This window comes from Acinetobacter sp. YH12255 (genome assembly GCF_013417355.1).
In the GTDB taxonomy this organism is placed as follows: Bacteria; Pseudomonadota; Gammaproteobacteria; order Pseudomonadales; family Moraxellaceae; genus Acinetobacter; species Acinetobacter pseudolwoffii.
The window spans coordinates 1-10,109 of the sequence record NZ_VPEC01000044.1 but is presented as its reverse complement, the minus strand read 5'-3'; the positions used below and the strand labels follow the sequence as shown (position 1 = coordinate 10,109).

Genomic DNA, 10,109 nt, shown 5'->3' with positions numbered 1-10,109 from the left:
ATAGACCCTACCTCGTCTATCAACATCTAGGACCAGAACAACAACTTTATTCTCCATGACTTGATATACCAATCCAAATTGATCAGTAATGTCCTGGAAGCAGCACAGATCCTTCCAAGCATCTCTTTTAATACAGCTATTGATACAGTTATCGAAACAACAAAACAAACGATAAAATATAAGCAATTACCTACTCAAAAAGCTCAACAACCAAAAGCCGTGAGCCAATTTGATTGCATGCCTTTATAGACCCTACCTCGTCTATCAACATCTAGGACCAGAACAACAACTTTATTCTCCATGACTTGATATACCAATCCAAATTGATCAGTAATGTCCTGGAAGCAGCACAGATCCTTCCAAGCATCTCTTTCAATACAGCTATTGATACAGTTATCGAAACAACAAAACAAACGATAAAATATAAGCAATCACCTACTCAAAAAAGCTCAACAACCAAAAGCCGTGAGCCAATTTGATTGCATGCCTTTATAGACCCTACCTCGTCTATCAACATATAGGACCAGAACAACAACTTTATTCTCCATGACTTGATATACCAATCCAAATTGATCAGTAATGTCCTGGAAGCAGCACAGATCCTTCCAAGCATCTCTTTCAATACAGCTATTGATACAGCTATTAAAACAACAAAACAAACGATAAAATATAAGCAATCACCTACTCAAAAAGCTCAACAACCAAAAGCCGTGAGCTATAGAGGGCTTTGTTGCACAAACCTATTCATGACGGCTTATTCAGCAAAGCCAATATTTTGAGCGGTCAGATTCGCATACCATTGATAATCTACATAGCCTTTGTCAAAGACCACAATACTGCCAGAGGGAAACTGGAATTTTCGGCCTTGTACCATGTCATTTTCTTTACCATTTTCAACTGCAACAAACTCAGGAATATGATTGCTGTGATTCAATCCTATGCTGAGTTTCATGCTGGCTTTTGAATCATGAACTTTGGCCCATGCGCACAAGGAAAGCGACAGATCAATGTGACTGGCATCCAGGGAATACAGAGGATTCTTGAAGCGAAATTTATGGGCTACTTTTGATTTTTCACAGTATTGCAGTAATTGATGAAACATCTGTTTATACAAGGCAGCAGGTTGCTCCTCGTTGATTCGTGCCAGCGTGCTTCGGGGAATAGACTTTGCTCCGAGATGATTAAGCTTTTCCTGCTGGGACTCAAGATTGGATTGAATATCCCGTAGGCTTTGTCGGCAGGAAAGTTGGGACATTAACAGGGCAATAAACTGATCCCATCGAGAAGCAGATCTGAATTTCTGCCCAACATGATGTTGTTTAGCAAGCCGTTCAAAATCTTGTCGTAAGACTGGTTTAATTAACTGATGAAATACGGTATTCTGATGTGACAAAACCTGAATCCTGGTCGTTAAAGTGTTTGTTTGCACTCATATTTTAACTGTTCGGACTCAGGTTTTTTTATTTAAATCAAACTATGGGACAGCAGTGGCTTACAGCTCCCTTTTTTGTTGTGTAAACCCCAAATAGAAATGTCCGCTTGTAGAATCTGCGCTTTTGCTATTATCGAAGCGGACGGTTTATATCATCAATGCTGAAATTAAAAATCTAGATCATAATCACGATTTGGCTGCTTTTCAGGTTCATAAGTTTGCTCTAAGACATCGCTTTGAGGAGTCGGATTAGGCTTTTTCACCTCGTGGATATGGCTCTTTATGTTCTCAAAACTCTCTAAACACGATTGATATGACGCTCTTTGATGTTTCAAATGGTCATTTTGAGGCTCTAAAATAATTTCACATTTCAGATAGTTAAGCATGCGTTGGTCGTTTTTGATGATCTCCTCGATTTTGTCATAGTCCCATGTATTGATCATTCTGCTTGCTTGGCTGATGTATTTCTCCAAGTTTTGAGCTTTTTTCTGCACACAACCAATCAATTGCAATAGATTATTATCGTTGTATGCTTGCTGTTGTTGGGCTGAAAGTTGTTTGTGATCAGCAACGTAACCAGGGTAATAAGCGTCAATTCTCAAGTCACGGAAATCTGTAGCCGGCTTTGGCTTGGGTCGAATTTTAGCGACTAGGGGTTCTAGTTGTTCAAGTTGTTGATTAAGGTCATTAATCGTTCTACAGTTTCCCCAAGCGTATTGATCTGCTTGCTTTGCATCTCCAAGTCTGTGTAAAAGTCGGTGGGTAGCTGCAATTGCAAGATGGTTGAGAGTGCTGTCTCCAGGTCTGTCTGCTGTGTGTCTAGCGTCTGTTGAATGGATTTTAATTCGATCTTTACCAGGTCGCTGACAATGCTGTTTAAATCCAGTTGATTTAATGCTGTCGTTAATTGCATTTGTAACTGGGTTCTCAAGTTTTCTTGAAATGCTTGCTGTAATTGCTCCGAAAATTCGCCCTGCTCGAGCTTTGAAAGTTCTACTTTCATAGCCAAAATCAAGGCTTGTTGAGCTTCTTTCTCTGAGTTCAAGTTGTTGATTTTGTCCTTTAAACTCTGCTCTACTTCGCTGTAAGTGGTCAAAATATTCTTTAATGAACTGACCTGTTGACTCAAGGCTTCGTTTTGTTCTGCTAACAAGCTGTTTTGTTGACTCAACAAGGCGTTTTGCTCTGTCAAAAATTGGTCGATCTCGGTCTGCATAACTTATCTCCGTATGCTGTTTAGGTAATTGAGTTGGCTCTGAATTGTTTGTGAATTCTGTTGAATCATTTCTTTTTGTGCTTGGATGGTTTTTAGGTTTGTACTGAACTGATAGATCGTATAAAAACTGATTAAAATCATCAGCCCCCCAAAAACTGTACTCGCCCATGTCATGTATTTGGCTTTTTGAGAGTTTAATAGCGACTGAATTCCGGTCTCTATTAGCTCGCTTTGGCTCTCTTCTATCGCCTGCTTCACTTGGGCCTGGACTTGGGCTTGGATGCTCTTCTGATCTATCGAAATGCTGCCAATTGCTTTGTTGATTTCGGTCTGCAGCGATTCGATTGAGACTGAAAGCCGTTGGAGTTTCGATATATCTGTATTCGATATCTGCTCGTGGATTGCTTTTAACGCTACTAGATAGTCCATTGTTGCTTCTTGCAGCACTTGTGGTGATAGATTCCCCACCTCGGTCAAAATCGAGCTTAGATTGGATTCTATGGATCTTGTCGTACTCTCTATCCCGTTTAAAAGGGTGGTACTGTTCATGATAGGCAGCTCGCTTTGCTCGATAAGTTTCTCGAAGTTGATCAGCGTCTGTGAGAGCAGCTGCAAGCTCACGATCAGTTGGTTTATTTGATTCTGCCTCTCGAAGGCGCTCTGCATAAGCTCCAAGTTCGAATTTTTCATCGTAAAACGCCCCTTTTAGTCGGTGTTTGTCATTGTTGTTTAGGCGATGAGATCAAGATGCGAGAGCAGCGTAGTGTCACGCAAGGTAAAAAGCTCATGGAGATGCTGAGCTCTGCGATCAAGGGCTATCAGAACAAGGTACTGACTGCAGCCGAAGTGATTGATGAGCTCATCAAGTTGGCTAAGGCAATCCAAGAGTCAGACAAAATGGCAGAGGAACTCAACCTGACTGAATATGAATATGCGTTCTATTCAGCAGTTGCAGACAATGACAGTGCTAGAGAGTTGATGCAAAAAGAGATCCTGCGCGAACTCGCTGTTGTGCTGACTGAGTCTATTCGTAAGAACGTAACCTTGGATTGGACCATCAAAGAAGCTGCCAGGGCGAAGCTGAGAGTCATTGTGAAGCGTCTACTCAAGAAGTATGGCTATCCACCTGATATGGCTTTATTGGCTACTGAGACTGTGCTTGAACAGGCTGAGCAATTAGCAGAAGAGCTCTCTGCTGCTTAATTTTTTGCAATCAAATTACAACTATTAAAAAACTAGATTAGTTGTTTTAAACAACTAATCTAGTTGTACATCACATCTCAAGACCTAACTCTTTGAGGACACTAGAATACTTTCTGACAACCTCGGGATCTTGTAGTTCAATCAGGAGCCTTTTCTCTAGATCAGCATAGCTTTCCCCTACTGCAGCTTTTTGGCTTGCAAATGGATCATGGTGAGCTAGCTTGTTTGCAAAGAATTGAATCTGCTTGTCTGTTAGCTTCTTAGCTTTGCTGTGCGTGACTTCCTTAGGTTGTTGCTTAGTTATGAACGTAAATGAGAAACCACCGATCATACGTCCAGTTTTATGTTGCTCCATAATGGGATTATTAGATTTGCACTGAAGAAGTTAAAGGAAGAATGAAACTAAATAGAAACCAATTTGAAACTAATTTAGTTGTAAATTGGTTTTAATATACAGGCTGTACTAGATTAATCTAGTACAGCCTGTATAAAAATTAATGGCTAATGATATCGAGAATTTTTTTCCATAAAATCTCAACGACTTCTTCCTGACTTATATCATGCAGGTAAACTTCCGAAATTTCTTGTTGAAGCCACTGCTCTAATTTCTCTTGATGTGAAGAGTGACTTGAATATCCATTCAATCCAAAGTAAGTGATCATCTTATTTGATGAATTTCCAGAATCGTAACTCATAAAATCATACAGCTTCTGTAAAACAGATTTAATGACCTCTTTCTGAAAACTCTTCCGGATTTTTTCCTCTCGGTACATCAAGTCTAAGTTATTGTGGGTTAAATACACATTTGGCATAAATTTATCCTTGTAAAGTAAAGGATCACAAGAACTAGAAACAATGAGGATATAGATAACTTTACTTTCGATATCTACTATGAAAAAATCCCTACGCTAACCTACCAAGTGGCGTAGTTTATTGCCTCATATTCTTATGATCGTAATAAATGGGAAAAAGAGTTTTTAAAGCTCTTTTTTTTAAACAATTTTTTTGGTAACCAAACTGGTTACCAAAAAAATTAACTTGTTTTATGAAGGTTGTCAATCATATAATCCATACAAATAGCTATTTTTTTTTGAGACACTTCAATGGATGAGTTTGTTGCATTCCCTTCTTTTGGCTATTTCTTTGAAAATAGCGACACGGGTATTTCTGATAAAGATTTTGAAAAAATAAAATATGAAATCAATGACTTTGATATCATTGTTGGGAATGAAATAAACTCTTTACATAGACTTGTTTCGCAATCCAAAGAGTTTGATCTGATTGTTATAAAACCAGAGATCGATTTTTTTCTTTTTGTGGGGCTCTTTAAAAACAAAGATTCTGTACTTAAACATTACCGTCAATATTTTGAATTATTGAGACAATTACTTACTGATAACGGTAGTCTATATGTACATGTTTCCAATCTTCACCTAATGAGTGAATTCCAAGTAATATTAGATAAAGTTTTTGGTGAAGCTAGGTGTGTGAATCAAATTTTACTAAAAACCCATAATTCTTCATTTAAAGCATCAAAAGGTTTTACTAAAACCGCTCATGAGGTAATTCTTTTTTATACCAAAACAGATAACTTTATTTGGAATGATCTGGTCCAGACAATCACAGATGATAATTTAGCTAAAAAGTTTCCTCATGTGGATGCACTGGGGCAATTTAGACTCATGCCTTTACATGTTCCTGGTGTACGAAAACATGGTGAAACTGGTAGACAATGGAGGGATATGAATCCACCCGAAGGTAAGCACTGGCGTTTTTCTCCAGAAAAAATGGATGAACTTGATCAACAGGGCCTTATTCATTGGTCAAGAACAGGTAATCCACGTTTAAAGGATTATGTTAAAAGTGATACCGGTGTTAGATATACAGATTATTGGGACTTAGCATCAGCAAAAAATTCAACATACCAAATTAAAAATCTGCAGAAAGCCTATGAGGTTATTATTAAATCCAGTACCAATGAAGACTCTTTAATATTGGATGCTTTCAGCTTTGATAGCGTCTGTTTGAATGCGGCAAATAACTTAAATAGAAAATGGATTGCAGTAACACCTAATATAGAGTCCTTTTTATTTACATTACGTTATTTGGAAAAAGACTTTTGCTCGAAAAATTTGGCAAGGGCTATTACAACTCCAGAATTTATCTCCAATGAGTTCGCTAATCCTAGCCCTGTGTATAAGGTACAAAATAAAAATTTCGGACATTTAAGTCTTTTAAATAACCTTAGATTCATCTTAAATAATTAAATTTGTGGAAAAAACTTTAAGCTGCTGAACAGCTCAAGCTATAGCTAAATTCTAAAAAGATCAGCACATAAAAATGCCTGTAAAATCCATTTTTATAGGGTTTTAGGTGTGCTGATAAATTCAGTATTTAGCTATATCTTCTTATGAACATAGTTTGATTTTTACTGTCATATTGTCCTATACCCTAAAATTACATTTTAAAAGTTCTTAAAAACATGTACCATTTAAATGTTTTTTAATCATAAGTAACATGTAACTTTCGTATTAAAGATTTATAATTTACGAAATTGTTCATTTTTATCCAATTGGAGCGTAAAAAGTGAAAGGCCAAAAAGTAGGCTATGTGCGAGTGAGTTCGGTCGAGCAAAATACGGGACGTCAACTTGAGGGAATTGAAGTCGACCGGATTTTTGTTGACCGTGCTTCAGGTAAAAATACCGACCGACCGAAATTTCAGGAAATGTTGAATTATGTCCGGGAAGGAGACCGGGTGATAGTACATTCCATGGATCGTTTTGCGCGAAGCTTAAAAGATTTGGTGACTGAAGTGGATAAACTGGTCAAACGAGGGATTGCCATCCAGTTTGTAAAAGAAAATATTACTTTTACGGCCCAATCCACCCCGATGGATAATTTGATGCTGCAACTGATGGGTGCTTTTGCACAGTTTGAACGTGAGATCATTTTAGAGCGGCAAAAGGAAGGAATTAAACTTGCCTCTTCTCAAGGGAAGTACAAAGGCCGGGTACATAAATTGAAACCTGATCAGGCTGAAGCTTTGCGACAAGACTGGAAGGAAGGGAAGTACCCTTCAAAAATGGCATTAGGCCAGGCATTTGGAATTAGTCGCCAAGCGGTATATCGGTATTTAAAAGCCGGGAAATAACTCAATTGAAATTGGCGACTATATTTAGTTTAGCTTATGAAAATCGTGAAACGTTGATTAAATAATAAGTGCAGAAAGCAAAGAGTTACTAATTTTATACAATATAAGTTTTTGATTTATAATTAATTAATTAACTCGATTGCAATCTAGCTTTTTCAGCAACGATTTATCTTTTTTAAAATAGTATTAATTTATTTTTTTGAGAACAAACCTTAACAAAATTACAAGTTTGTAATTTTGTCGTCATTCGGATGTATATATTTACTCATTATTATAAGTAAAGATTTTTTTGGTCCAAGATATGATCAGATTCAATAATATGTACATGAAGATTATTTTAGTTATTTTTACTATAGTTTTTTCAACCAGTAGTTTTGCTGATGGGGGACTCCGTTTCTTAGAGAAAAATTTAGAAATAATTAACAAATAATTAACATAGTAATTTAAATTAAAAAGTGATTTATCAGGTGAATTTTAACTATATAAATAATTTATTTAATTTAATAAACCTTTCATAAATCATTTTTTGCTCAGTTCTATGTTGTAAATTCCAGCAATTATCATAGCCACGCGGCTGTTACTGAAGAGAATAGTAAGAAGCTAATATTTACTGTAGGTTTGACCACTACGTTTTAATCGTAGAAATTATAACCGTTTTTATTACTCAAAGTTTAACTTTTGTGATTATCTAAAAACACATAGCGGTCGAATGGCCATATTAACTGACTTAAAATCAGTCGCATACTTTAATGTAGCGGTTCTGATAGCACAAAAGTTCGCAGCATGAAAACGGAACCGGCATAATTGATTTATAGTGAACCCATACACTAAGCATAATGATTTAGAGGACGATAATCCCAATGAAAAAATTCCTTTTAGGAGCTGTTGCCGCATCTGTTTTGGCCTTTTCAGGCAATGCTATGGCCAATTTTGTGGCAGGTCAGGACTATCAGGTGGTTGCAAAACCAGTCAAAGTCGAAAAACCGGGCAGAATTGAGGTACGTGAATTCTTCTGGTACGGCTGTGGTCACTGTTTCGCGCTTGAACCACATATGCAGGGCTGGTTGAAAAAATTACCAAAAGATGTACGTTTTGTACGTACGCCGGCTGCAATGAATCCACTCTGGGAGCAGGCAGCGCGTGCTTATTATGTGTCTGAAGCATTGGGTGTGCGTCAAAAAGCACATTTACAATTATTCCATGATATTCATGATAAGCAACGTCCAATTTTAGAACAGGCGCAATTGGCCAAGTTCTATACCCGCTATGGTATTCCTGAAGCGAAATTTAACAGCACTTATAAATCTTTCCCGATCACTTCGAAAATTGCCCAAGCCAAAAATCTGGCTGCTCAGTATCAGTTAAGTGGTGTTCCGGCAGTGACCGTGAATGGTAAATATATTGTGCAGGGTAATGATGCCAAAGTCATTCAGGTGGTGAATTACCTGATCGAGAAAGAGCGTAAAGCCAAATAAGACGCGATTGATTATCTCTAAAAAAAACCTGCATCGAATCTGCAGGTTTTTTTATTTAAACTGGAGGAATGGTTATTTACGTCCTGACTGCCGGATCTGGTGTTTCTATCGGCGGGCGATACCAGTGTAAAATTCCTCGGAATAAGAGCTGCATCTGCAACACGCTTTGCGCTTTAAAGTAATGAATTTTCCTTTCTATTTCAACACGCAGAATTGCCGAGGCGCCCCGACGCTCTACAACAAACAAATTCTAATCTAAGATTTACATAAATAGACTGATAAAGTTTAAAAGGAATAAATATTAATTTAAACAACATGGAAATTCTTGTTAATTTCAACAGAAATATGAACAATCTCTTCATGAATTGACAAAGCTTTACGAACTACCTCTGCTGTTAAGGAGTCATTAACTGTATTTAGGGATAAAATACATGAAAATTTACTTCTACCTACTTTCCAGACATGCAGATCAGTAATCGTAATTTGGTTATCTAATTCCTCTACAACTTCCTGAATCTCCTTTACTACAGGATGTTCCATCTCTGCATCAAGCAATGTTTTACCTGTTTCTCTAATCAATCCCCAAGACCATTGTGCTACAAGCACTGCACCTACGATCCCTAGAATTGCATCTAAAAAATCCCATCCAAAATACTTCCCTGCGAAAAGTGCAATAATCGCTAATACAGAAGTTACTGCATCTGCTACTACATGAAGAAAAGCGGCTTTCTGGTTTAAGTCATGGTCATCATGAGAGTGATGATGATGGTGGTGGTGACCATTTTCACGTAGTAACCAGGCACAAATAAAATTAACGATCAAGCCAACAATCGCAATTGAAATTGCCTCGTTGTAGTGAATATTCACAGGATTGAATAAACGTTCTATCGATTGAACACCCATGAATACAGCAACAACCATCAATAAAATGGCACTCGAATATCCAGCTAAGATTTCTATCTTCCATGTACCGAAACAGAATCTCTGATCACGAGCATATTTTCGAGCCATTTTATAGGCAAAATAAGCTAAGCCCAATGCCAACATATGAGAACTCATATGCCATCCATCAGCCAATAAAGCCATGGAATTAAAGAACCATCCTCCAAAAATTTCAAACACCATCATTACACCAGTGAGGATGGTTGCGATTAAAATTTTCTTTTGTGCTAAAGGATTTCCTTCGTCAAATTGATGCGAATGGTCACTTTTAACATTATTTAGATATTACATTTTATTGCACCACAATTAATACTCCCCCATAGTATATGTTCTTGAGGTTGAATAGTATGTCTCACTTAAATCAGAACAAAAAAATTTTAAATCGGATTAGACGAATTCAAGGTCAAACTAATGCCCTTGAACAGAATATTTTAAATTTTGAAAATTCTTGTATTGAGGTATTACAGCAAGTTGCAGCAATTAAAGGTGCGATAAATGGCTTAATGAATGAGTTAATAGAACTTCATCTTAGAGAACATGTACTCGGTGATACTGAGAAAAGGCTTTGTTGCACAAACCTATCTGTAAAGGCTTTTTCAGCGATATAATTTTCAAATGAAGAAGCCTACACACAAAATCTACCGCACAACCAATTGGCCCGCATATAACCGAGCACTCATGAGTCGCG

The 10,109-nt window shown here is 37.2% G+C and carries 6 protein-coding genes and 6 pseudogenes; 6 read left to right on the top strand and 6 right to left on the bottom strand.

All coding sequences use genetic code 11. The features are described from left to right. Nucleotides 1-763 precede the first annotated feature (763 nt). Together FTV30_RS13580 and FTV30_RS13575 are read right to left on the bottom strand one after the other, a co-directional pair. Nucleotides 764-1,393, bottom strand: a pseudogene (locus FTV30_RS13580) (IS4 family transposase); the annotation flags it as partial. Nucleotides 1,394-2,651: 1,258 nt separating this feature from the next. Then, the gene (locus FTV30_RS13575) at nucleotides 2,652-3,338 is read right to left on the bottom strand and encodes a hypothetical protein (RefSeq protein ID WP_100355863.1); all 687 of its coding nucleotides are present in this window, start codon (nucleotides 3,336-3,338) and stop codon (nucleotides 2,652-2,654) included. Between the two features lie 39 nt (nucleotides 3,339-3,377). Between FTV30_RS13575 and FTV30_RS13570 the strand changes: the two are divergent. After that, nucleotides 3,378-3,851, top strand: a pseudogene (locus FTV30_RS13570) (type I restriction enzyme endonuclease domain-containing protein); the annotation flags it as partial. Nucleotides 3,852-3,921: 70 nt separating this feature from the next. Here the strand turns inward: FTV30_RS13570 and FTV30_RS13565 are convergent. Both FTV30_RS13565 and FTV30_RS13560 read right to left on the bottom strand, forming a co-directional pair. Then, nucleotides 3,922-4,203: pseudogene (locus FTV30_RS13565) on the bottom strand (RepB family plasmid replication initiator protein); the annotation flags it as partial. 142 nt (nucleotides 4,204-4,345) lie between these two features. Beyond that, on the bottom strand, nucleotides 4,346-4,663 hold the full coding sequence (locus FTV30_RS13560; RefSeq protein ID WP_100355864.1) for a hypothetical protein: 318 nt from the start codon (nucleotides 4,661-4,663) through the stop codon (nucleotides 4,346-4,348). Nucleotides 4,664-4,954: 291 nt separating this feature from the next. Here FTV30_RS13560 and FTV30_RS13555 point away from each other — a divergent pair, with 291 nt between their 5' ends. The 4 genes and pseudogenes from FTV30_RS13555 to FTV30_RS13545 all read left to right on the top strand — a co-directional run bounded on the left by FTV30_RS13555 (nucleotide 4,955) and on the right by FTV30_RS13545 (nucleotide 8,479). Continuing rightward, a complete protein-coding gene (locus FTV30_RS13555; protein WP_100355865.1) occupies nucleotides 4,955-6,118 on the top strand; it encodes a DNA methyltransferase in 1,164 nt (387 codons plus the stop codon). Between the two features lie 319 nt (nucleotides 6,119-6,437). Beyond that, nucleotides 6,438-7,004 (top strand): recombinase family protein, encoded by a 567-nt coding sequence (locus FTV30_RS13550; protein ID WP_004812033.1) that lies wholly within the window; start codon nucleotides 6,438-6,440, stop codon nucleotides 7,002-7,004. Between the two features lie 561 nt (nucleotides 7,005-7,565). Beyond that, a pseudogene (locus FTV30_RS16530) lies at nucleotides 7,566-7,687 on the top strand (cation transporter); the annotation flags it as partial. Nucleotides 7,688-7,864: 177 nt separating this feature from the next. Further along, entirely contained in the window at nucleotides 7,865-8,479 is a 615-nt protein-coding gene (locus FTV30_RS13545; RefSeq protein ID WP_004281236.1) for a thiol:disulfide interchange protein DsbA/DsbL, read from the top strand. A 76-nt stretch (nucleotides 8,480-8,555) separates the two neighbouring features. Here FTV30_RS13545 and FTV30_RS16525 read toward each other — a convergent pair. Next, nucleotides 8,556-8,657 (bottom strand): annotated as a pseudogene (locus tag FTV30_RS16525) (TetR family transcriptional regulator); the annotation flags it as partial. Between the two features lie 128 nt (nucleotides 8,658-8,785). Further along, nucleotides 8,786-9,688 (bottom strand): annotated as a pseudogene (gene dmeF / locus FTV30_RS13540) (CDF family Co(II)/Ni(II) efflux transporter DmeF); the annotation flags it as partial. Nucleotides 9,689-9,768: 80 nt separating this feature from the next. Here dmeF and FTV30_RS13535 point away from each other — a divergent pair. After that, the gene (locus tag FTV30_RS13535; RefSeq protein WP_180001767.1) at nucleotides 9,769-10,029 is read left to right on the top strand and encodes a metal/formaldehyde-sensitive transcriptional repressor; all 261 of its coding nucleotides are present in this window, start codon (nucleotides 9,769-9,771) and stop codon (nucleotides 10,027-10,029) included. Nucleotides 10,030-10,109 lie beyond the last annotated feature (80 nt).

Excerpts from the sequence above, each read along its gene's own strand:
- FTV30_RS13535 (WP_180001767.1), top strand. The coding sequence starts at position 9,769 with ATGTCTCACTTAAATCAGAACAAAAAAATTTTAAATCGGATTAGACGA.
- FTV30_RS13545 (WP_004281236.1), top strand. The coding sequence starts at position 7,865 with ATGAAAAAATTCCTTTTAGGAGCTGTTGCCGCATCTGTTTTGGCCTTT.
- FTV30_RS13575 (WP_100355863.1), bottom strand. The coding sequence starts at position 3,338 with ATGAAAAATTCGAACTTGGAGCTTATGCAGAGCGCCTTCGAGAGGCAG.
- FTV30_RS13555 (WP_100355865.1), top strand. The coding sequence starts at position 4,955 with ATGGATGAGTTTGTTGCATTCCCTTCTTTTGGCTATTTCTTTGAAAAT.
- FTV30_RS13560 (WP_100355864.1), bottom strand. The coding sequence starts at position 4,663 with ATGCCAAATGTGTATTTAACCCACAATAACTTAGACTTGATGTACCGA.